The organism is Pseudomonas sp. TH41 (assembly GCF_016650695.1).
Taxonomy (GTDB): domain Bacteria; phylum Pseudomonadota; class Gammaproteobacteria; order Pseudomonadales; family Pseudomonadaceae; genus Aquipseudomonas.
Window position 1 is genome coordinate 147344 of the sequence record NZ_JAEKFH010000003.1, and the last position, 21977, is coordinate 169320.

At 57.9% G+C, this 21977-nt stretch carries 22 protein-coding genes and 1 tRNA gene; 3 read left to right on the forward strand and 20 right to left on the reverse strand.

Features of this window, described 5'->3' with window-relative positions; all coding sequences use genetic code 11:
* Nucleotides 1–3 precede the first annotated feature (3 nt).
* The 14 genes from JFU37_RS03385 to thrS all read right to left on the reverse strand — a co-directional run bounded on the left by JFU37_RS03385 (nt 4) and on the right by thrS (nt 16085).
* Entirely contained in the window at nt 4–1542 is a 1539-nt protein-coding gene (locus tag JFU37_RS03385) for an AMP-binding protein (protein ID WP_201112904.1), read from the reverse strand.
* A gap of 5 nt (nt 1543–1547) precedes the next feature.
* Nucleotides 1548–2048 carry a (2Fe-2S)-binding protein gene (locus tag JFU37_RS03390; RefSeq protein WP_201112906.1) on the reverse strand — a complete coding sequence of 167 codons (501 nt, stop codon included), beginning with the start codon at nt 2046–2048 and terminating at the stop codon, nt 1548–1550.
* A gap of 2 nt (nt 2049–2050) precedes the next feature.
* Nucleotides 2051–2857: an FAD binding domain-containing protein gene (locus JFU37_RS03395; RefSeq protein ID WP_201112907.1), complete on the reverse strand. Its 807-nt coding sequence runs from the start codon at nt 2855–2857 to the stop codon at nt 2051–2053.
* Nucleotides 2854–5853, reverse strand: coding sequence for a xanthine dehydrogenase family protein molybdopterin-binding subunit (locus tag JFU37_RS03400; protein ID WP_201112917.1), 3000 nt, complete (start codon nt 5851–5853; stop codon nt 2854–2856). The genes JFU37_RS03395 and JFU37_RS03400 overlap by 4 nt, the downstream gene beginning before the upstream one ends.
* Before the next feature lie 163 nt (nt 5854–6016).
* The gene (locus JFU37_RS03405) at nt 6017–8227 is read right to left on the reverse strand and encodes a putative bifunctional diguanylate cyclase/phosphodiesterase (protein ID WP_201112919.1); all 2211 of its coding nucleotides are present in this window, start codon (nt 8225–8227) and stop codon (nt 6017–6019) included.
* Between the two features lie 402 nt (nt 8228–8629).
* Nucleotides 8630–8706: transfer RNA gene (locus tag JFU37_RS03410), tRNA-Pro, on the reverse strand.
* Nucleotides 8707–8795: 89 nt separating this feature from the next.
* Nucleotides 8796–9152, reverse strand: coding sequence for a MerR family transcriptional regulator (locus JFU37_RS03415; RefSeq protein ID WP_003179985.1), 357 nt, complete (start codon nt 9150–9152; stop codon nt 8796–8798).
* A complete protein-coding gene (gene ihfA, locus JFU37_RS03420) occupies nt 9133–9435 on the reverse strand; it encodes an integration host factor subunit alpha (RefSeq protein ID WP_002553164.1) in 303 nt (100 codons plus the stop codon). The genes JFU37_RS03415 and ihfA overlap by 20 nt, the downstream gene beginning before the upstream one ends.
* A gap of 3 nt (nt 9436–9438) precedes the next feature.
* Complete coding sequence (gene pheT, locus JFU37_RS03425; RefSeq protein WP_201112921.1) at nt 9439–11820, reverse strand: phenylalanine--tRNA ligase subunit beta; 2382 nt, start codon at nt 11818–11820, stop codon at nt 9439–9441.
* A gap of 26 nt (nt 11821–11846) precedes the next feature.
* The gene (pheS, locus tag JFU37_RS03430) at nt 11847–12863 is read right to left on the reverse strand and encodes a phenylalanine--tRNA ligase subunit alpha (RefSeq protein WP_007905876.1); all 1017 of its coding nucleotides are present in this window, start codon (nt 12861–12863) and stop codon (nt 11847–11849) included.
* A 109-nt stretch (nt 12864–12972) separates the two neighbouring features.
* Nucleotides 12973–13329 (reverse strand): 50S ribosomal protein L20, encoded by a 357-nt coding sequence (gene rplT / locus JFU37_RS03435; protein WP_007905879.1) that lies wholly within the window; start codon nt 13327–13329, stop codon nt 12973–12975.
* Between the two features lie 27 nt (nt 13330–13356).
* A complete protein-coding gene (gene rpmI / locus JFU37_RS03440; protein ID WP_008145659.1) occupies nt 13357–13551 on the reverse strand; it encodes a 50S ribosomal protein L35 in 195 nt (64 codons plus the stop codon).
* Between the two features lie 60 nt (nt 13552–13611).
* Complete coding sequence (infC, locus tag JFU37_RS03445; RefSeq protein WP_169857083.1) at nt 13612–14163, reverse strand: translation initiation factor IF-3; 552 nt, start codon at nt 14161–14163, stop codon at nt 13612–13614.
* Complete coding sequence (gene thrS, locus JFU37_RS03450) at nt 14163–16085, reverse strand: threonine--tRNA ligase (RefSeq protein WP_010455934.1); 1923 nt, start codon at nt 16083–16085, stop codon at nt 14163–14165. The genes infC and thrS overlap by 1 nt, the downstream gene beginning before the upstream one ends.
* A 374-nt stretch (nt 16086–16459) precedes the next feature.
* On the opposite strand from thrS, the gene JFU37_RS03455 reads away from it, so the two are divergent.
* Nucleotides 16460–16762, forward strand: a complete 303-nt coding sequence (locus JFU37_RS03455; protein WP_201112923.1) for a hypothetical protein — start codon at nt 16460–16462, stop codon at nt 16760–16762.
* Between the two features lie 292 nt (nt 16763–17054).
* The gene (locus tag JFU37_RS03460; RefSeq protein WP_003179963.1) at nt 17055–17267 is read left to right on the forward strand and encodes a cold-shock protein; all 213 of its coding nucleotides are present in this window, start codon (nt 17055–17057) and stop codon (nt 17265–17267) included.
* Nucleotides 17268–17336: 69 nt separating this feature from the next.
* Here JFU37_RS03460 and JFU37_RS03465 read toward each other — a convergent pair whose 3' ends face one another.
* A complete protein-coding gene (locus JFU37_RS03465) occupies nt 17337–17657 on the reverse strand; it encodes an I78 family peptidase inhibitor (RefSeq protein WP_201112925.1) in 321 nt (106 codons plus the stop codon).
* Nucleotides 17658–17822: 165 nt separating this feature from the next.
* A complete protein-coding gene (locus tag JFU37_RS03470; RefSeq protein ID WP_201112927.1) occupies nt 17823–18128 on the reverse strand; it encodes a hypothetical protein in 306 nt (101 codons plus the stop codon).
* A 132-nt stretch (nt 18129–18260) separates the two neighbouring features.
* Between JFU37_RS03470 and JFU37_RS03475 the strand changes: the two genes are divergently transcribed.
* Complete coding sequence (locus JFU37_RS03475; RefSeq protein WP_201112929.1) at nt 18261–18473, forward strand: hypothetical protein; 213 nt, start codon at nt 18261–18263, stop codon at nt 18471–18473.
* Between the two features lie 32 nt (nt 18474–18505).
* Here JFU37_RS03475 and JFU37_RS03480 read toward each other — a convergent pair whose 3' ends face one another.
* The 4 genes from JFU37_RS03480 to JFU37_RS03495 are packed head-to-tail and all read right to left on the reverse strand — an operon-like array spanning nt 18506 to nt 21974.
* Complete coding sequence (locus JFU37_RS03480) at nt 18506–19534, reverse strand: nucleoside hydrolase (RefSeq protein WP_201112931.1); 1029 nt, start codon at nt 19532–19534, stop codon at nt 18506–18508.
* Nucleotides 19535–19577: 43 nt separating this feature from the next.
* Nucleotides 19578–19982: a D-ribose pyranase gene (rbsD, locus tag JFU37_RS03485; protein ID WP_201112935.1), complete on the reverse strand. Its 405-nt coding sequence runs from the start codon at nt 19980–19982 to the stop codon at nt 19578–19580.
* Nucleotides 19979–20896, reverse strand: a complete 918-nt coding sequence (gene rbsK, locus JFU37_RS03490; protein WP_201112939.1) for a ribokinase — start codon at nt 20894–20896, stop codon at nt 19979–19981. The genes rbsD and rbsK overlap by 4 nt, the downstream gene beginning before the upstream one ends.
* 58 nt (nt 20897–20954) lie before the next feature.
* On the reverse strand, nt 20955–21974 hold the full coding sequence (locus JFU37_RS03495; RefSeq protein WP_201112942.1) for a LacI family DNA-binding transcriptional regulator: 1020 nt from the start codon (nt 21972–21974) through the stop codon (nt 20955–20957).
* Nucleotides 21975–21977 lie beyond the last annotated feature (3 nt).

The window sequence follows — 21977 nt, forward strand, 5'->3', positions numbered from 1 at the left end:
TGATTAGCTGATGGCCTTCAAGGCCTGTTCCTGAAATTGGGCCAGCAGCACGCGCCGCAGCACCTTGCCAACTGGAGATTTGGGAATCTGATCGATGAACTGGTAGCGCCGTGGCCGCTTGAATTTGGCCAGGCCCGAAGCGATGCAATGGGCATCGAGGTCGCATTCCGAGACCTCGGCGCGCAGCTTGATAAACGCTGCAATGATCTTGCCCCACTGCTCGTCAGGCAGACCGACCACCACCACTTCTTCCACTGCCGGGTGCAGAGAGAGCATGTTTTCGATTTCCGCCGGGCTGACGTTTTCGCCGCCGGTGATGATCAAGTCATCGACACGACCCGTGACGAACAGATCGCCTTCCAGATCGAAGTAGCCGATGTCACCGGTGAAATACCATCCGTCACGCAACGCCTTGGCGGTTGCTTCGGGGCGGTTCAGGTAGCCTTCGAACGCCTCGTCACTCGCCAGGTCGGCGATGATCTGGCCCTCCTCCAATGGGTTGACCTGCACGTCCACCGTTTCAGCATCGATCGGCACCACGCGCACTCGCTGGTTCATTGCACTGCGCCCTGACGAACCGGGTTTGCGGTTGGCTTGCTGGTCGATGGTGAAGGTGTAAATCTCCGAGCTGCCGTAATGATTGACGAACAATTGCGGCTGGAACGCCTGCTCGACGCGACGCATCAAGCCGTCGCTCATCGGCGCGCCGGCAAAGCCGATTTTCTCCACACTGGCTACTCGCTCTCGGGCAAAGGCCGGGTGTTCGATGAGCATGTGGTAGAGCGTCGGCACCAGGTACAGGTTGCTGACCTTTTCCCGCTCGATGGCCTGAAGCGTGGCTTCCACATCGAACTTCGGCACACAGACGAAATGCCCGTCGATCAGCGCCATGGACAGCAACGAACGCACGCCCATGGTGTGGTAAAGCGGCATGACACCCAGCGTGCACTCGCTCTGGCGGTAGAGGTTTTGCGCTACGTGGGCAACCGCCGCGGCGCGTTCGCAACGGTGCCGACGGGGCACGCCCTTGGGCTTGCTGGTGGTTCCGGAGGTGTATAGCAGCAGTGAAAAGTCTTCGGCGTCTGCCTGAAAAATGATTTCGGAGGGGGTCTGTGAACACAGTTCCTCAAAACTCAGGTCGGTGTCGGCGGCACGGATACCGACGGCGATCCGTGGCAGCCTTGTGGCGGCGCTGCAACCGGCCACCGCGGCCACGGTCGCGTCGTCGTAAGCCAGTGCGCGGATTTGCGCATCTTCGATGCAGTAGCCCAGCTCATCGGCAGTCGAACGCCAGTTCAACGGGGTCATGACGACGCCCGCAAACTGACAGGCCCAATGCAGGGTCGCCATCTGCCAGCGGTTTTGCATCGCTACCAGCAGTCGATCGCCGCGTTGCAGCCCAAGGCATTGCAAGCCCCAAGCGGCGCTCTGGATATCGACGAACCAGTCTTCATAGGTTTTCTTCAACGCACCGTCACTGACCGCCACGGCGTGCGGTCTGCGTTCAACGGCAGCGAGGAAGCTGCGTCCGAGATCGAACATTATTGTTATACCCCTTTGTTCGTTTGGCGCTGGGCAGCTACTTCGAGCACGGCCTGGACGATGCCGGTGTAGCCCGTGCAGCGACATAGATGCCCCGAAAGCATGTCGCGTACCTGGGTCTCGTCCGGGTTGGGTACCCGTTCGAGGAAATCCACGCAGGACATGAGAATGCCCGCAGTGCAAAAGCCGCACTGCAAGGCGTGATGACGGCGAAAGGCTTGTTGCAGGTCGCTCAGTGTGTCGTCGTCGGCCAGGGACTCGACGGTCTCGATACACCGCTCGTGCCCCTGTACCGCGAGCATCAGGCAGGAACGCATGGCGACCCCGTCCACCAGCACCGTGCAGGCACCGCAGACACCGTGTTCGCAACCGACATGGACACCGGTGGCACCGAGGTCGTGGCGCAGGAAGTCGCAGAGTTGGGTCCGCGGTTCGGCCAGCGCTTCGCGGGAGCGGCCATTGAGTTCCAGGCGAATTGCAAAGGTTTGTTCGGCGTTTACACGCATGTTCAGGCTCCTTCGATCAGCTGATGACCCAGCTCGCGAATCAGTTGGCGGCGATAGGCAGCGCTGGCCTGCACGTCGTCTTGTGCATCGAGCGACCAGGCGGTTTGATTGAGCGCGTCTGGTAACGCCGCACCACGAGGCAGGCTGCGACGTTGCGGACGGTCGGCGACCCCGCCGATGCCAAGTTCGACCTGGTCCGTGCCGATGGCCGCGGCCAGGGAGACAATTGCAAAGTCGCCGTGGCGCATGGCGATTTCACGGAAGCGATAGGTGATGCCTTCGCGCTTGAGCGGAAAACGCACCTCGACGACCAGTTCATCTGCACGCTTGTCGGTGGTGAGAATGCCTTGGAAGAAGTCGGTAGCCTTAACGATGCGCTTGCCTTTTTTCGACTCGAGAACGATCTCGCCGCCCAGCGTCACCAGGCACAGCGGCAACTCGGCGCTGGGGTCGGCGTGAGCCACCGAACCGCAGACTGTGCCGCGATTACGCGTCTGGAAGTGACCGATCCAGGGCATCGCCAGTGCCAATAAAGGCACCTCGTCCATCAGGGTCGAACGCGCCAGCAACTGCGCCTGTCGTACCCCGGCACCTACCGCCAGGCAATCCTTGCGCAGTTCGATATAGGCCAGCTCAGCCACATGATTAATATCGATCAGCAACTTGGGTTGAGCCAGGCGCATGTTCAGCACCGCCATCAGCGATTGGCCACCGGCGATGATGCGAGCTTCCTGGCCGTACTCGGCGAGCAACTCAACCACCTGACGACGGGTGTCAGCCCGAACGTAATCGAAAGCAGCCGGTTTCATTGAGCACCTCCCTTACCAAACAGCGCGCCAAGCGAGGCACGCAATCGCGTCCACCAGCCGGTGGAGATGGCTTGGCCGCTGATCCGTTGCGACAGGCGAGTAAATATTTGTCCGATGATCACTTTCGAGGCCCCTTGCAACATTCGGCCGCCGACCGCCGCGACTTTGCCGCTGACCGCCACCTGGTATTGGTATTCCAGACGTGTGTGGCCATTTTCCAGTTCGACGAAACGCACCTTGGCCTGACCCTGGGCCGAACCCATCGAGCTGCTGCCGGAACCGGACAGACGCAATGAATGCGGCGGGTCCAGATCACTCAGGGCAACCTTGGCCTCGAAGCGCGCACGGATCATGCCGACGCCGACGGTGACGTCTGCGCGGTAACGGTTTTCGCCTTCAAGCACGAGGTCGTGGCAACCGGGAATGATCGCCGCCAGCGTCTGCGGGTCGAGCAAGGTATCGAAGACCTGTTGCGGCGAAGCAGGAATCACCACCGAGTCGTTGGCCCGCAGTGCCGGTCCACCGGCAGGTGCTGCGTCCAGGTTTTCATCGGGCTCCATACCGGCGGGCCGTGGCGGCTCGTCGATCCCGATCAGCGTGCGTACTTTCGATGGTGTCAGAGGCAGACGGATGTCCGAGCGACCGAGGGCGTCGGCCACCGCGTTGGCGATGCATACCGGCGTGCTCATATTGTTGCCCTCGCCCACACCCTTGGCGCCCAGTGGGGTGAATGGCGATGGCGTTTCCATGTGCAGGATCACCGGTTCGATCACTTCCGGTGCGGTCGGCACCAGATAATCGGCGAAGGTCCCGGAGAGGAAGCTGCCGTCCTCGCCATAGGCGAATTCTTCCATCAGCGCCGCGCCGAGGCCCTGGGTGAAGCCACCACGAATCTGTCCATCGACCAGCGCCGGGTTGAGCAGGCGGCCGGCGTCATGGCAGGTGACATAACGATCGATGTGGATCTCGCCGGTCATGCGGTCGATTTCCAGACCACAGATGTCGAAGACAAAGCCGTAGCACAGCGAGCTATTGACCTGATCCTGGTCGTCCGGTGCCACCAATTGCGGCGGGCTCCAGAAGGCGGTTTCGCGTAGACCGCCACTTTCACCTTCCGGCAGCAGGCCCGGCGACCAGTGGGTCGCACCAGCAATCCGATGGAATGGCGCCACCGCCCCGCCATTGACCACAAAAATCTTGCCACCAGCGAAACGAATATCTTCGGGGCTGGCCTGCAATTGCTCGGCGGCAATCGCGGCGAGGCGATCGCGGATCTTCAGCGCCGCCTTGTAGACGGCACCGGCCACAGCACCGGCAAAGCGGCTGGAATAGTTGCCAGAGGCAATCGACCAAGCGTCCTTCTGGGTATCCAGCTCGACGTTAACCACGATGGATTCCAGCGCAACCCCAAGCACTTCGGCGACGACCTGAGCGACAGTGGTTTGATGGCCCTGCCCTTGCGGTGCCGAGGACACGTGCACACTGACGTCACCCAACGGGCCGACGTTGATGGTTGCAGTTGCGACAGCGCCGTTTTTCGGACCGGCCTTGCGCCGCTCTTCGGGTGTCATCGCGGTTGTGATGTATCCCATGTTGGAAATCGATGGTTCGATGACTGCGGCATAACCAATGCCATAGATTCGGCCTTCGGCACGCGCCTGATCACGACGTTTGAGCAACTCGTCGAGTCCACCGTCAGCCGCCGCCAAGGCAATGCCTGCCTGGTAATTGCCGGAATCTAGCAACGCACCGGCGGCCGCGCGATAAGGGAAGGCATCGGCCGGCACCAGGTTGCGGCGGATCACGTCCAACGGATCAAGCTTCAACTGCACGGCGATGTGTTGCAGCAGCCGCTCAAGGGCGAAATACACCTGCGGGCCACCAAAACCACGGTTCAGACCGGAAGGGGTTTTGTTGGTCAGCACCACTCGGTTGCGCACTTGCAAATTGCGGATCGCGTAGGCACCCGTCAGGTTGCCGTGCATGCGGTAGAAAGTCGCCGGTTCGGGCGCTCTCAGGTAGGCACCACAATCGTCGATCTGGTCATAACGCAAAGCGGTGATGCGGCCATCTGCTTCTACCGCCGCTTCAATTTCGGTCACCCGATTGGTCGCCGAAGAGGCCCCCTGAAGATGTTCCAGACGGTCCTCGACCCACTTCACCGGTGCACCGACCTTGCGTGACGCCAGGCCCATCATCACCACGTAAGGGAAAACCCCTTGCTTGATGCCAAAGCTGCCGCCGGAATCTTTCGGTGTGCGCAAACGCAAGCGGTTGCCTGGCACATTCAGTGCCCGGGCCATGACCGTGTGCAACGCATAGGGACCCTGGAAATTGGCCAGCACGTCATAAATGCCGGTGGCGCGCTCGTACTGAGCCAGCACCACATAGCATTCAATGGGTGTGCAGGAACTGCGCGGAAACTTCACTTTGAGCGAGACCTTGTGCGGCGCCTGCTCGAAGGCCTGCTCCGGCTCGCCATAACGAAAGCGCCGTTCGTTGACCACGTTGCTGCCGACAGCTTCGTGCAGGATCGGCGCCTGTTCGGCGCTGGCCAGTTCGGGATCGATGATCGGGAGCAGCGGCTCGTATTCAACGCGCACACCCTCGATGGCGTCCTCGGCCAGATAGCGGCTTTCAGCGATCACCACGGCCACCGGCTCTCCGACGTAACGCACCTTGTCCACGGCGACGCACCAGTGCTCCATTGGCTGACGTACACCCACCGGGAACGGCAGCGCCCAGCGTTTGACGTCTTCGCCGACCAGCACGCCGTGCACGCCTTTCATCAGCAGCGCACTGGAAAAGTCCACCGAGGTGATCCGCGCATGAGCGTGGGGTGAACGGATGATCGCCGCATGTAGCGTACCCGGAGGGATCGCAGCGTCATCGGCATAGCAGCCGAGGCCGCGCAACAATGCAGCGTCCTCGACACGGGTCTGACGGGCGCCGATGTGGCCGGTCTGGCTTTCGGTAGCAGGTTGGAAACTAGTCATTTTTTTCGCGGCTCTTGTTGTTATGCAGCGCGATAGCGTTAGAGCCGAGTGTGTGAGAAAGGCGCAGGGAGCGCCTTGCCTGGGGAGAGGGAGTTCTGCGTTGGGGTCTGAAAATTTGCCTTAGCGTCTGATTTTCAGGACTGGGACCAGACAGAATTGCCGGTCAGGGATGGGACGCGGGATGGCTCAGGAAAGCTTCGATTTCTGCATAGGGCATCGGTTTGGCAAAGTAATACCCCTGAAAAATATCGCAACGACTGCCCTTCAGGAAATCCACCTGCGACGCAGTTTCCACGCCTTCGGCGACCACCGTCAGGCTGAGGTGATGGGCCATGGAAATAATGCCTTGGGTGATCGCTGCATCGTGATGGTCGGTGGTGATTTCCTGGATGAACGAGCGGTCAATCTTGATCTTGTCGATGGGCAACCGCTTGAGGTAGCTGAGGCTGGAAAAACCGGTGCCGAAATCATCAAGAGCAATGCGCACCCCCAACGCCTTGAGCCGGTGCAACGTGTCGATCGCCTGTTCAGCGTTATGCAACAGAAGCGACTCGGTGATCTCCAGCTCCAACTGCTCACCACTGAGACCATGTTTCTCCAGGGTGGCTTGGACACACTGGACGAAATTGCCACGCTGAAAATGCATCGGCGAAATATTCACGGCCACCGAAATGCCCGTGATGCCCTGCTCGCCTAGCTGGCGCAGCTGCGCGCAGGCCGTATCGAGTACCCAAAGGCTCAGCGGGATGATCTGACCACTGTCTTCTGCCACCGGCACAAACACCGCTGGTGAGATAAATCCTTTTTCCGGATGCTCCCAGCGCAGCAACGCTTCGATCCCGACTACCCGACACGTGTGCGCTTCTATCTGCGGTTGATAATGCAACTTGAACGACTGTGTTTCGATAGCCTTTTGCAGGTCATTGCGCAGGCTCGCGTGCTCGCAAACGCGCTGATTAAGATCGCTGGTGTACCATTGAAAGTTGTTGCGCCCTTGCTGCTTGGCTTTGTACATGGCCATGTCAGCCTGCTGGATTAGCTGCATCGGCTGCTCGATGTGACCATCGCTCAGGGTGATGCCGACACTTGCACTCACGTGCAGGTCAATGCCCTGGATGCAGTAGGGTCTGGCAATGCTGGCCATCAATCGCTCCGTCACCGGTACAACGTCCTCATCACGCAGCAGGTCCGGCAGCAGCACGATGAATTCGTCACCGCCCATGCGCACGATGGTGTCACCGGGACGAACCTGCTGGGTCATACGCTGCGCCACCTCAATCAGCACCTGATCGCCGAAGTAGTGCCCGATCGAATCGTTGATGGATTTGAATCCATCCAGATCAATGCACATCACCGCCAGACGACGCTTACGCCGACGACTGATGTGACAATCCAGAATAAGCCGGTCTTCAAGCGAAACACGGTTAAGCAAACCGGTCAGCCGGTCATGGCTGGCGTTGAAGCTCAATTGGCGCTCGAAATGCTTCTGCTCGCTGATGTCTCGGGCAATGCCAAATACCCCGACGATCTCTCCGTTGACCATGATCGGCAGGTTAGAGATGTCCATGGTCAACAGTTTTTCACTCTCGTCGCGAACCCGCGCCTCGAAGCGCTGAGGCGCTCCGGCGCGGGCTGCGGAAAAATGCTGACTGACCCGTTCCAGGTCTTCTTCGAGCACCAGATGGGAAAAGTGATGACCAATGAAATTGGTTGCAGTGTGCGGTTTCAGCTTCAGGCCTGCTGGATTCACACTCTGGATGTTGCCGACCAGATCGAGGGCGAACACCGGGTTGGGGTTGTAGGTGAACAATGAACGAAAACGTTGTTCGCTTTCCTCCAGACGTTGGCCGTCGCGCTCATGGCGGATCGCAATGACTGCCAGTTGGGCTGCAAAGGCCAGTCGTTGAATCTGCGCCTCGTCCGGCGCATGAGCGCGATTCTGGTACAGGGCAAATGTACCCAACACGTTTCCTTGATGGGAGAGCAAAGGCACCGACCAGCAGGAACGCAGGTTATGCCCCAACGCCAGGCTGCGGAAACGCTCCCAGTTTGGGTCCCGAGCGATGTCTTCGGTGACCACTAGCTCGCGCCGGAACGCTGCGGTGCCGCAGGTTCCTTCCTGTGGACCAATGGCCATTCCATGAATCGCCTCGCTGTACTCGGCCGGCAGGCCGGGCGCCGCGCCGCTCAGCAAGTGTCTGCCCTCGGCATCAGTGAGCAGGATAGAGCAGAAGGTTTCGGGGGCCTGTGCGTCGAGCATCTGGCAAATGGCGCAGAGTATGTCGCCGAGATGATGATCGGTCGCGATCATACCGAGAATGTCACGTTGCGACTCGGGGAGTGTCTTGCTGTGAAAGCTAGGACGAGTATTCATGGTGGTTCCTGAAGACTCTCGAGGTCGTCCGGTCTTCAGAGAGCCTGAAATAGTGGGCGGCCGATCACTGTCCACTAGTGCGTCGGGCGCGCACTTTATAAAGTACCGATCCAGCCAAAAAAAGGCTCAGATTCACAATAAAAAACAGCATCAGATTGACACCGTTTGGCAGATGTCGCTTTCCTCGAGTCGCGGCAAAATTTCTCGGCCAACTTCATCCGGCGCAAGCTCAAGTGAATCGGGCTCCGGTGAATGGTCGGGATGTTCGGCCATTTCGATGTGACTTCAGCTCACTCGGAAAGCAGTGAGAATTCCACTCAGAGCCAGTCGTTTTGTAGGGGTAAAAGCCCCTGAAAATAAAAAGGGGTCGCGAGATAAAATCTCGCAACCCCTTGAATTATATGGTCGGGACGGAGTGATTCGAACACTCGACCCCTAGCACCCCATGCTAGTGCGCTACCGGACTGCGCTACGCCCCGACTAGGCGTGAAACCTGTTCCTCTCCTCGAGGAACGCTCAAGAATATATCGCAAGCTTTTGAAAACTGGAAGTATTTAAAAGCAGGAATTTATTTCTTGAGCACAACCAGCACGTCTTCCAATTCAGCGATCATCTGCCGAATCATTTGCTTGTATTGGGTGGTGTCGTCTTTGGCTTCATCGCCGGACAAACGCAAGCGTGCGCCGCCGATGGTGAACCCCTGATCGTAAAGAAGCGCGCGGATCTGCCGGATCATCAGCACGTCTTGTCGCTGATAATACCGGCGGTTTCCGCGGCGTTTCACGGGGTTGAGTTGAGGAAACTCCTGCTCCCAGTAGCGCAGCACGTGCGGTTTTACCGCACACAGCTCGCTGACTTCACCGATGGTGAAGTAGCGTTTGCCTGGGATGACGGGTAGCTCGTCGTTATGACTTGGTTCCAGCATAAGCCTCAACTCGGGCCTTCAACTTCTGCCCTGGACGAAAGGTGACCACACGGCGAGCCGTGATCGGGATTTCTTCACCCGTTTTCGGATTGCGGCCAGGCCGCTGGCGTTTGTCCCGAAGGTCGAAATTGCCGAAACCGGACAATTTGACTTGTTCGTTGTCTTCAAGAGCGTGCCTGATTTCTTCAAAAAACAGTTCGACCAATTCCTTGGCCTCCCGTTTATTCAGGCCCAGCTCTTCATACAGACGTTCCGCCATCTCAGCTTTCGTCAGAGCCCCCATACGTCACTTCCTTAACGTGGCGTTCAACCTTTGTTCGAGCGAGGTGAGGATGTTTTGCGTCGTGGTATTCACCTCATCGTCATTAAGAGTGCGCGATGGATGCTGCCAGGTCAAGCCAACTGCAAGGCTTTTTCTATGCGGATCAATACCTTTACCCTGATACACGTCAAATAGCCTGAGGTCTGTCAGCCACTCGCCTGCATTTTCACGGATTACGTCCAGTACGGCACTGGCTGCAACGCCTGTATCGGCCAGCAGGGCCAGGTCACGACGCACTTCAGGAAAGCGCGATAACTCCTGGAATTTAGGCATTTTGCCCAACGCCACTTCGGACAGAACCAGCTCGAAAACGAAGACCGGACGGTCGAGACCGAGGGTTTTCGATAATTCAGGGTGGATTGCGCCGACGAAACCGACCAAGCGGCCTTCACGCTCGATGCGTGCGGTTTGACCCGGGTGCAACGCAGGGTGTTTGCCGGGCACAAACGTGAACGAATCCAGTGCACCGGCGAAGCCCAGCACCGCTTCCACGTCGGCTTTGACGTCGAAGAAATCCACGACATCGCGACCTTGCGCCCAACCTTCCGGCAGGCGGCTACCGCAAACAACGCCCGCCATCATCGGCTCTTGCTTCAGGCCTTCCAACTGACCGACGAAGCGCAGGCCGCTTTCGAACAGACGGACGCGATCCTGTTGACGGTTCAGGTTGTGCTGAAGTGCCTTCACCAGACCCGGCCACAAGGACGAGCGCATAGCCGCCATGTCGTTCGAAATCGGGTTGGCCAGTAGCAGCGGTTCAACACCAGGATTAAACAACTCGAATTGTTTCGGATCGATGAAGCTGTAGGTGATCGCTTCCTGGTAACCACGAGCCACCAGCAGACGACGCAGTTCAGGCAGATCGCTACGGGCTTCAGCCTTGGCTTGTGGCGCCAGACGGGCTTGTGGGTAGCGAACTGGCAGACGGTTGTAACCGTATAGACGGGCCAGTTCTTCGATCAGGTCGACTTCCAGACTGATATCAAAGCGGTGGCTTGGCACTTCGACGCGCCATTGCCCTGCCCCGTCGGCAGAAACGGACAGACCCAACGCGTTGAGCAGACGCTCGACTTCGGCCGAATCCATTTCCATACCCAACATCTGGGTAATGCGCTGCGCCCGCAGAGTGACCGGCGCGATCTTTGGCAGATGCTGTTCGCTGACGGTTTCGATGATCGGGCCGGCTTCGCCGCCAGTGATCTCCAGCAGCAGGCCAGTGGCGCGTTCCATGGCTTCGCGGGCCAGTTGCCAGTCAACGCCACGCTCGTAGCGATGCGAAGCGTCGGTGTGCAGGCCATAGGAACGCGCCTTGCCCGCAACGGCGATCTGATCGAAGAACGCGCTTTCAAGGAAAATATCGCGAGTGGTCGCGGTGTTGACGCCGCTGTGCTCGCCCCCCATGACGCCGGCAATTGCCAAGGCGCGGGTGTGGTCGGCAATCACTAGCGTATCGCTACGCAGGCTGACTTCCTGGCCGTCGAGCAGAACCAGCTTCTCGCCTTCTTCGGCCATGCGCACGCGGATGCCGCCATTAATTTCGGCGAGATCGAAAGCGTGCAGCGGTTGACCCAGCTCTAGCATCACGTAGTTGGTGATGTCGACAGCCGCGTCGATGCTGCGCACGTCAGCACGACGCAGGCGCTCGACCATCCACAGCGGCGTAGGTTTGGACAGGTCGACGTTACGGATCACACGACCCAGGTAACGCGGGCAAGCGGCTGGCGCCAGCACTTCAATCGAACGCACTTCGTCGTGCGCCGCTGGAACGGTAGCAACGACCGGACGGGTGACTTCGGCGGCGTACAGCGCGCCGACTTCGCGAGCCAGACCGGCTAGGGACAGGCAGTCGCCGCGGTTCGGGGTCAGGTCGACTTCGATGCTCGCGTCGTCCAGGTTCAGGTATTCGCGAATGTCCTGACCAACCGGCGCATCGGCCGGCAGCTCCATCAGGCCATCGTTGCCTTCACCGACTTGCAGCTCGACTTGCGAGCACAGCATGCCGTTGGACTCAACGCCACGCAGCTTGGCTTTCTTGATTTTGAAGTCGCCTGGAAGCTCGGCACCGATCATGGCGAACGGGATCTTCAGGCCCGGGCGCACGTTAGGCGCGCCGCATACCACCTGGAAGGTCTCCGAGCCATTGCTGACCTGGCACACACGCAGCTTGTCAGCGTCCGGGTGCTGCTCGGTGCTCAGCACCTCGCCCACGACCACACCACTGAATTCACCGGCGGCCGGCGTAACGCTATCGACCTCAAGACCGGCCATCGACAGACGAGCAACCAGCTCGTCGCGACTTACCTGCGGGCTTACCCAGCCACGCAGCCATTGTTCACTGAATTTCATCCTGCTCTCCTAAGAATTCGTTACGACTAGCGAAATTGCGCGAGGAACCGCAAGTCGTTGTCGAAGAACAGACGCAAGTCGTTCACGCCGTAACGCAGCATGGCCAGACGCTCAACGCCCATGCCGAAGGCAAAGCCCGAAAACTCTTCCGGGTCGATCCCGGACATACGCAGCACGTTAGGGTGAACCATGCCGCAGCCCATGACTTCCAGCCAGCCAGTCTGTTTGCAGACGCGGCAGCCTTTACCGCTGCACATCACGCATTCCATATCGACTTCGGCGGATGGCTCGGTGAACGGGAAGTACGAAGGACGAAAACGCACGGCCAGTTCTTTTTCGAAGAACACCCGCAGGAACTCTTCGATAGTCCCTTTCAGGTCGGCGAAATTGATGTCGCGATCAACCAGCAGGCCTTCGACCTGGTGGAACATCGGCGAGTGGGTAATATCGGAGTCGCTACGGTACACACGGCCTGGGCAGACGATGCGGATCGGCGGCTGTTTCGATTCCATGGTGCGGACCTGTACCGGCGAGGTATGGGTGCGCAGCAGCATGTTCGCATTGAAATAGAAGGTGTCATGCATCGACCGGGCCGGGTGGTGGCCTGGGATGTTGAGCGCTTCGAAGTTGTGGTAATCGTCTTCGACCTCAGGGCCTTCGGCAATGCCGTAGCCGATGTGGGTGAAGAACTGTTCGATACGTTCCAGAGTACGAGTAACCGGATGCAGACCACCCGAGGTCTGGCCACGGCCAGGCAGGGTCACGTCAATGGACTCGGCAGACAGTTTGGCGGCCAGGTCGGCCTCTTCAAACAGCGCCTTGCGGGCATTGAGAACCTCTGTGACACGCTCCTTGGCAACGTTGATCAGCGCACCGACTTGCGGTCGCTCTTCTGCCGGCAAATTCCCCAGGGTCTTCATCACCTGAGTCAATTCACCCTTTTTGCCAAGGTAGTGAACCCGGATTTGCTCCAGGGCATTGATATCTTCAGCGCTTTGCACAGCCTCTAGTGCTTGAGAGACGAGCGCATCCAGGTTTTCCATGTACAGACTCCAGATACAAAATAGGGGAAGAGCTTGAAGGCTCTTCCCCTATTTATGACGTTTAACACCTGGCCCCACAGAGATGAGGCCGGGTGACTGTCGGGGGTACTTAAGCCAAGGTGGCTTTAGCTTTCTCGACAATCGCAGCAAACGCCGCTTTTTCGTTCACTGCCAGATCAGCCAGAACCTTACGGTCGATCTCGATGGACGCTTTTTTCAGGCCGGCGATGAAACGGCTGTAGGACAGGCCGTTGATACGTGCACCAGCGTTGATACGAGCGATCCACAGAGCGCGGAACTGACGTTTTTTCTGACGACGGTCACGGTAGGCGTATTGGCCTGCCTTGATTACCGCTTGCTTGGCAACACGGAATACGCGCGAGCGAGCGCCGTAGTAGCCTTTAGCAAGTTTCAGAATTTTTTTGTGACGTTTACGGGCAATGACGCCACGCTTTACACGAGCCATGAGTTACTTCCTCTATTCTTGACTAAATTAACGAAGGCGCAGCATGCGCTCGACTTTTGCCACGTCACACGGTGCCAGCAAGCTGCTACCGCGCAGTTGACGCTTACGCTTGGTCGACATTTTAGTCAGGATGTGGCTCTTGAAAGCGTGCTTGTGCTTGATACCGTTAGCAGTTTTCAGAAACCGCTTAGCAGCACCACTTTTAGTTTTCATTTTTGGCATGTTCGGATACTCCGCATTCAGTTGATAAACATAATCAGAAGGCCTGCCGTGCCCTATTGATTACTTCTTCTTTTTCGGGGCGATGACCATGATCAGTTGGCGTCCTTCCATCTTAGGATGCTGTTCGACCGAACCGTACTCGAGCAAGTCACCTTCAACTCGCTTGAGGAGTTCCATCCCCAGCTCCTGGTGGGCCATCTCACGGCCGCGGAATCGCAAGGATACCTTGGCCCTGTCCCCATCACTCAGGAAACGTACCAGGTTGCGCAGTTTTACCTGGTAATCCCCTTCCTCCGTCCCTGGACGAAACTTGATTTCTTTAACCTGGATCTGCTTCTGGTTTTTCTTGGCCGCGGCAATCTGCTTCTTCTTTTCGAAGATCGATTTGCCGTAGTCCATCAGTTTGCAAACAGGGGGTACTGCATCGGCGGAAATCTCCACCAGATCCAGTTTGGCCTCTTCAGCCTTAAGAAGCGCGTCTTCAATTGACACAATCCCAAGCTGTTCACCTTCAGCCCCAATTAACCGAACCTCGCGTGCCGAGATATTCTCGTTGATCGGGGCCTTCGGTGCAGCTCGTTTATCTTGTCTCATTTCACGCTTAATAGTAATTACTCCGAATCTGGGCGACCACGCCGGGAAACCGCTTGAGCGAGGAACTCGGCGAACTGGGCGACGGGCATCGAGCCCAGGTCAGCACCTTCACGAGTACGCACAGCGACAGTCTGCATCTCGACTTCCCGATCTCCGATAACCAAGAGATAAGGAACCTTGAGCAAAGTATGCTCGCGGATTTTAAAGCCGATCTTTTCATTTCTCAAGTCAGACTTGGCACGAAATCCGCTTTCGTTGAGGGTTTTTTCAACCTCGGCGGCGAAATCAGCCTGTTTATCAGTGATATTCATGATCACTGCCTGGGTCGGAGCCAGCCACGCAGGGAATGCACCCTCGTAGTGCTCGATCAGGATTCCGACGAAACGCTCGAAGGATCCAAGGATCGCCCGGTGCAACATTACCGGGTGCTTGCGACTGTTGTCTTCGGAGACGTATTCGGCTCCCAGACGGACAGGCAGGTTAAAATCGAGCTGAAGGGTACCACACTGCCAGACGCGGCCAAGGCAATCTTTCAGCGAGAACTCGATCTTCGGACCGTAGAACGCACCCTCGCCCGGCTGCAAATCGTACGGCAGGCCAGCGCTATCAAGGGCTGCAGCCAAAGCAGCTTCGGCGCGATCCCACAGCTCGTCGGAACCGACGCGTTTTTCCGGACGAGTGGACAGCTTCATCTCGACGTCTTTAAAGCCGAAGTCGGCATAAACGTCCATGGTCAGCTTGATAAACGCAGCGGATTCGGCCTGCATCTGCTCTTCGGTGCAGAAGATGTGGGCGTCGTCTTGGGTAAATGCCCGCACGCGCATGATGCCGTGCAATGCGCCCGATGGCTCGTTACGGTGGCAAGCACCGAACTCGGCCAGACGCATCGGCAGTTCGCGGTAGCTCTTCAGGCCTTGATTGAATACCTGCACGTGGCAAGGGCAGTTCATCGGCTTGATGGCGTAGTCGCGGTTTTCCGACTGGGTGGTGAACATGTTGTCGGCGTAGTTGGCCCAGTGCCCGGATTTCTCCCACAGGCTGCGGTCAACGACCTGCGGAGTCTTGATCTCCAGATAGCCGTTGTCGCGCTGAACCTTGCGCATGTACTGCTCGAGCACCTGGTACAGGGTCCAGCCGTTCGGGTGCCAGAACACCATGCCCGGCGACTCTTCCTGGGTGTGGAACAGGCCCAGACGCTTGCCGATCTTGCGGTGATCGCGCTTTTCAGCTTCTTCGATGCGCTGGATGTATGCCGCCAGCTGCTTCTTGTCGGCCCATGCGGTGCCATAAACGCGCTGCAACTGCTCGTTTTTGGCATCGCCACGCCAATAGGCGCCGGACAACTTGGTCAGTTTGAAGGATTTCAGGAACCGAGTGTTCGGCACGTGCGGACCACGGCACATGTCGACGTATTCTTCGTGATAGTACAGGCCCATGGCCTGCTCGTTCGGCATGTCTTCGACCAGGCGCAACTTGTAGTCTTCGCCGCGAGCCTTGAACACTTCGATCACTTCGGCACGCGGAGTGACTTTCTTGATCACGTCGTAATCTTTTTCGATCAGCTGTTGCATGCGCTGTTCAATGGCCGCCAGGTCGTCCGGAGTAAAAGGACGTTCGAAGGCGATGTCGTAATAGAAGCCTTCATCGATGACCGGACCAATGACCATTTTGGCGGTCGGGTACAGCTGCTTGACCGCATGGCCAACCAGGTGGGCGCAAGAGTGGCGAATGATCTCCAGCCCCTCTTCATCCTTTGGCGTAATGATTTGCAGCGTGGAATCGCTGTCGATGATGTCGCTGGCGTCGACCAGCTTGCCATTGACCTTGCCGGCCACGGTGGCTTTGGCCAGACCGGCACCAATGGATGCGGCGACCTCGGCTACGGAAACCGGGTGATCGAATGAACGTTGACTGCCGTCGGGAAGAGTAATAGTTGGCATGGCGCCTCCTCTCCTAGTGGTGACCCCTACCAAAGGTCACGTGGGTTGGGATGAGCCAGTACAAGATCCGGTCCAGGCCATTCAATAACGAACGCCTGCCTTACAGCGGCAGGAGCCTTGCGGCCAACCGGAAAACCGAACCAGAGTGACTGGGATTCAAATCAGGGTTATTCGTGCGTCTGCCGCTACCGGGACTGAAGGTCATCCGGAGCCTGCAAACACCCGAGCGAGGCATGCTAGCACAGATGAACGGTCGTCGACGCACCTGCGCTTTATGCTGGGGTAAATCAGCTATTTTTATGCCAGAGTGCTGAACTTGAACCCTGCTTCATCGCTCAGATAACAATACATTGACCCACAAGGAGCATCCCAGCATGCGTCTGAATCGTTTGTTCGCAGTAGTCGCCCCTATCGTTCTGCTGCTGCCACTGGCCGCACACGCTGAATGGCCAAAGGGTGAGCGCGAGAAGTACATGGCTCAATGCGTTCCTGCAGCCGCGCAACAGATCGGCGAAGCAGCGGCCAAAGCCCACTGCGCTTGCGGTGCCGACGCGATCAAATCGTACCCGGCCAGCGACCTTCAGTCATTGATGAGCGGCACTGCCAGTGATGCGCTGAAACAAAAAGCGCTCAGCCAAATCTCATCGTGCAAAGCCGCTCCCAACACGAAAAAATAAGCCCTACCGGATGCTTTGAAGGCCCTCCAAGCCGATGAAAAGCCTCCGAAAACCGCTTTGTCGTACAATTTATGCAGGTTTTACAGCTTTTTTTATCGTCTTTACTTTCGGCTGAAAGCGTTATAAAACGGGGCTTTCAGCCACATCAAGCAACAAAGAAAGTGTGACTGCAGGGCAAACAGCACGTCCGGGGGGCTCCCAAAGCGAACATTTCGACTATGATACCCCGGTGTGCCCAGTTGGCCTGAGCAGCACAGTACTACTGAAAATATATGTTTCTTGGAGATACACCATGTCTAATCGCCAAACCGGCACCGTTAAATGGTTCAACGATGAAAAAGGCTTCGGCTTCATCACTCCTCAAGGTGGCGGTGACGACCTGTTCGTACACTTCAAAGCTATCGAAAGCGACGGTTTCAAAAGCCTGAAAGAAGGCCAAACCGTTTCCTTCGTGGCTGAGAAAGGCCAAAAGGGTATGCAAGCTGCTCAAGTTCGCCCAGAGTAATTTCCAGGCGCACTAAAAAAACCCCGTCCATGTGACGGGGTTTTTTATGGGTGAAACAAAAGCCTGGAGTCAGCCGCAGTTAACGCGGGTGACAACCCGATTGGCATCGGTGTTCAAATTCAGGCGATCGGAGCGGTACTCCAGGGTCACCATGTCGGTTGGCATCAGGAACCGCGCGTTCTGCGCACCTGCACGGGTACGCGCCTGCTCCAGCAGTTCTGGCGAAGCGGCTTTGCCAATGGTGAATTCAGCTGCCTTTGCCTCACAACGGCTGTGGCCAGTGTCAGTCGTCGTAACAGGGTCTGTTGCCGATTCAGAAGTCGTACTGCTGCAACCGGCCAGCAGAGTGACGGCGAACAAAGTACCCAATGACGCGAGCTTCCAAGGCATGAAGCCTCCTTTTTCCGATAGTTAAGCTGAGATCTTGCGACCACCCATCCGGTGTTTGGTTTCAAGGTGAATGCCATCACCCTGCCCTCGATCCGGACAAGCGGCGAGTTTGCCTGAGCATCGCCTGCCGTTCATCACTCAATCGTGACTGAATATGAACAACACTCAATAGACGTCGATGTAGTCGAACGGCGGATTCGGCCAGTTCTCTTTCAGTGCGTTGAAGATCTGCATGACCCAGACCTCATCGCTGGCCGCGACCAATCCTACATAACCGGAACCCTTGGCCCACGTCTCCAGACGAAACAGCAGCCCATTGATATCGGTCCCTCCGACGATGCCTGATGATATATAGGCAATGCCGCCCTTGGTCACCCGCAATTGGGTGTGCTCATCGTCGCTGGCGGAGGCCAGCAACTGACGCACCGCCTCAAGCGTTAAACCGTCAGGAGCGTTCAAATCGATCTGCACAGCGCGATCCTTGATAAATCGTTAAAGTCCAAGTGTCGCATAGCCCTCCCTTCATGCCTAAGTCGGAGTGCCAAACATCGCGCAAAATGGTTAACTCGACATTCAGACTTTCCCGACCGCACGAGCGCCATCATGACCACCGTAAGCATCGACGCCAACATCACAGTCAAGTGGTCACAGGGCCACAGTTCTTACAGCCCGGGCAGCCCGGAAGAGTTGGCAATCATCGGTATCGATCTATTGGTCAAGGAACTGGGAACCGAAGCTGCTCAGACATTCATCAAACAGATATTCGAGAAATATCCGCCCGAGCTCAAAGGTGCAGCGGATACCGAGAGAGAGTAAAACCCGCAGGCTGGCACCTGCGGGCTGGCAGATTACTTCAGACGAGCCAGACGCTGGGTCAACAAATCAAAGAAACCCTGGGCGTCGCCGCTTTCAACCCAGAAGGCATTTTTGGGTGCCTTCAGTCCGTCATACCAGTCGACAATGGTTTGACCAAAGGTCGGGCCTTCGCGGCTATCAACCACTACGTTGACCGAGCGACCGCTGAACAGCTCCGGTTTCAGCAGATAAGCGATGACCGTGGCGTCATGCACAGGCCCACCCGCAAGCCCGTAGTGCTCCATGTCGCCCTTGATGTATTCATTGAGAATATCGCCCACCAGCTTGCTGGCATTGTTGTTCAGTGCGGCAATTTGCTTCAGGCGCATCTCGCTGGTAAGGATCTTGTGGGTCACGTCCAACGGCAGGTAGGTCAGCTTCACACCACTTTTGAGCACCACTTCTGCTGCCTGCGGGTCAGCGAACATGTTGAACTCGGCCACGGGGGTGATGTTGCCACCGTTGAAGTGCGCGCCCCCCATGACGACCACTTCCTTGATGCCCTGAACGATTTCAGGCTCCTGGATGAGCGCGAGGGCCAGGTTGGTCTGTGGCCCCAGCATGGCGATAGTGATGCTGTGAGGCTTGGCCGCTTTCAAGGTATCGATCAGGTAATTGACCGCATTCCCCTTGGCCAGGCCCTTCTTGGGTTCGTGGACGGCGACGCCCGACAAACCTTCCTTGCCATGAATGTCCTCGGCATAGATGGGCGTGCGCATCAGCGGCTTCGGTGCGCCCGCATAAACCGGTACCTCTTCGCGCCCTGCCCACTCGCGAGCCAGTCGCGCATTACGCGAGGTTTTGTCCAGGCGAACATTGCCGGCGACGGTGGTCAGCGCGCGAATATTCAGTTCTTCGGGCGATGCCAGGGCGAATAGCAAGGCAACCACGTCGTCGGCACCTGGGTCAGTGTCGATGATCAAGTCGATTCTTTCCGCCGCTTGGGCGCTTGTTGCAGTAATCAGGGACAAAAGCAGCAGGCTCCGGAGCAGGTGGTGCAATTTCTGAGCATAGCGGTACATGGCGCACTCCTTGTGCGTGAAATAGCAGAGAGACAACAGAGCGTTAAAACGTTACCCCGGCCACTAGCACAATGTTGCAATACGGCTGGCATTCGCCGGTACGAATAATCGCCCGAGCCTGTCGGCTGAGGACTTTGAATTGCTCATGGCTCAGCAGCTCACGCTGCCCCAGCACGCCTTCGGCATCCAACTCATCCAGCGTCGTCAACGCCGGCGGTTTTTTGTCCAGGATCTCCCGGGCGAGCACATGGCTTTCAACCTGCATTTCGCTGAGTACGACTTTCAAGGTGCTGACGAAATCGGGAATGCCGTGAGTCAGGGCCAGGTCAATCAATTCAACGCCTGGCGGCACGGGCAGACCGGCATCGCCGATCACCACATTGTCGCCATGACCAAGGGATGCGATCAGCCGCGACAGGGCAATGTTAAGCAAAGGTGTCTTTTTCATGGTGCTTTAAAGGCCTGTACGTCGGACAAGGTGGGAATCGAGGGTTGCGCGCCAGCACGGGTGACCGACAGCGCGGCGGCGATCTGGCCGAAACGGATTGCCTCGGCCTCGCTTTCACCGGCCGCCAGGGCCGCGGCAAAACCACCGACAAAGGTGTCGCCTGCTGCCGTGGTATCGACAGCCTTCACCGTCGGCGCGGGGAAATGCTCGAAGTTTTTGCCGTTGGCAAACAGCAACCCTTGGGCGCCGAGGGTAATGATGACCTTGGAGGCACCCATACCGATCAACCGAGTCGCGGCAGTTTCGGCGGTTTCCAGAGAGTCCACTGGCAATCCGCTCAGGGCCGCGGCTTCGCTTTCGTTAGGAATCAGGTAATCGATGGACGCATACCAATCCGGCGGCAACGGACGACTGGCCGGTGCCGGATTGAGGATCACGATCTTGCCCAGTGCACGGCCACGCGCGAGCGCATAGCCAACGGTGGCATCCGGCACTTCCTGCTGACAGATCATCACGTCCGCGGCCTGCAATACCGAGTCAAAACGGTCGATGACCTCTGACGTCAGCGCACCGTTGGCACCGGCGACGATCACGATTGCGTTCTGGCTGTTGTCATCGACCACGATCAACGCCACGCCGCTTGAGCCTTCAACAATGCTGACCGCCTGACAATCGATCTGCTCGGCCAATAGCGCCCCCCGCAGTTCTTCTCCGTAGGCATCGCTGCCTACGCAACCGACCATCGACACCTGCGCTCCCAACCTTGCGGCGGCGACCGCCTGATTCGCGCCCTTGCCTCCGTGGACCGTCGCAAACGACTCGCCGATCAGCGTTTCACCACCACGCGGCAACCTTGGCGCGCGAGTCACCAGGTCCATGTTAATGCTGCCTACCACCACTACTTTTGCTGGCATACATCCCTACTCATCAATTTTGTTTCAACGGTGCTTTTGGTTTAGCGACTTTCTCTTTTCAACGGAACTGGGCGAACATGCCGGCCAGAGGCGCAGTCGACTCTCGCAGGACAATACTGGGCGTCACAATCCGTTGGTCGGTGGCCATATCCGGTGTGGCGATCCGTCGTAACAGGACTGCCGCCGCCATCTCCCCCAGTTGCAGGATCGATTGGCCAACAGTGGTCAGCGCCGGATAGACATAACGGCTCATCTGGATATCGTCGAAGCCGATCACCGACAGCTCTGTCGGCACACGAATATTGCGCTCGGCGGCGGCCCGCAGCACGCCGATACCGATCATGTCGTTGCCGGCAAAAATGGCACTGGGCGGGTTCTTTTCCAGCAGGATGGCAGCGGCGCTATAACCGCCGGTACTGGTAAAGTCGCTTTCCAGCATGCGCTCGCGTGGCACTTCGACACCCGCCTCCTTCAAGGCTCGGCAATAACCGGCCAGTCGCATCTGCGCCACGCTGGTACTTGCCGGACCGCCAATGGTGGCGATATCCCGATGCCCCAACTCCAGAAGGTGGCGGGTCGCCAGATAAGCGCCATATTCGTGATCGATTCGCACCAGGTCAGCATTCACGCCGTCCAGTCCACGGTCGACGATGACCATCGGCGTGCGCACGCCAGCCAGGCCTTCTGCCAACCCTGCGTCGCCACCGGCCGATGCGACGATCAGCCCGTCGATACGCTTCTCAAGCAACACGCGCAGATAGCTGCGTTGCTTGTCCGGGTTGTCGTCGGAGTTGCAGAGGATCACGCAATAGCCGTGACGCTCGCAGTAATCCTCGATGCCGCGAGCCAGCTCGGCGAAGTACGGGTTGAGGCTGTTTGGCACCAGCAAGCCAATGGTGGCGGTGGTTTTGGCTTTTAACGAGCGGGCTACGGCGCTGGGCACGTAGTCGAGGCTTTTGATGGCTGCTTCGACCTTGATCCGCACTTCTTCACTGACCGGCCGGGTCTTGTTCACCACGTGGGAAACCGTGGTATAGGAAATTCCCGCGAGGGCCGCTACATCCTTGATCGTTGCCATGAC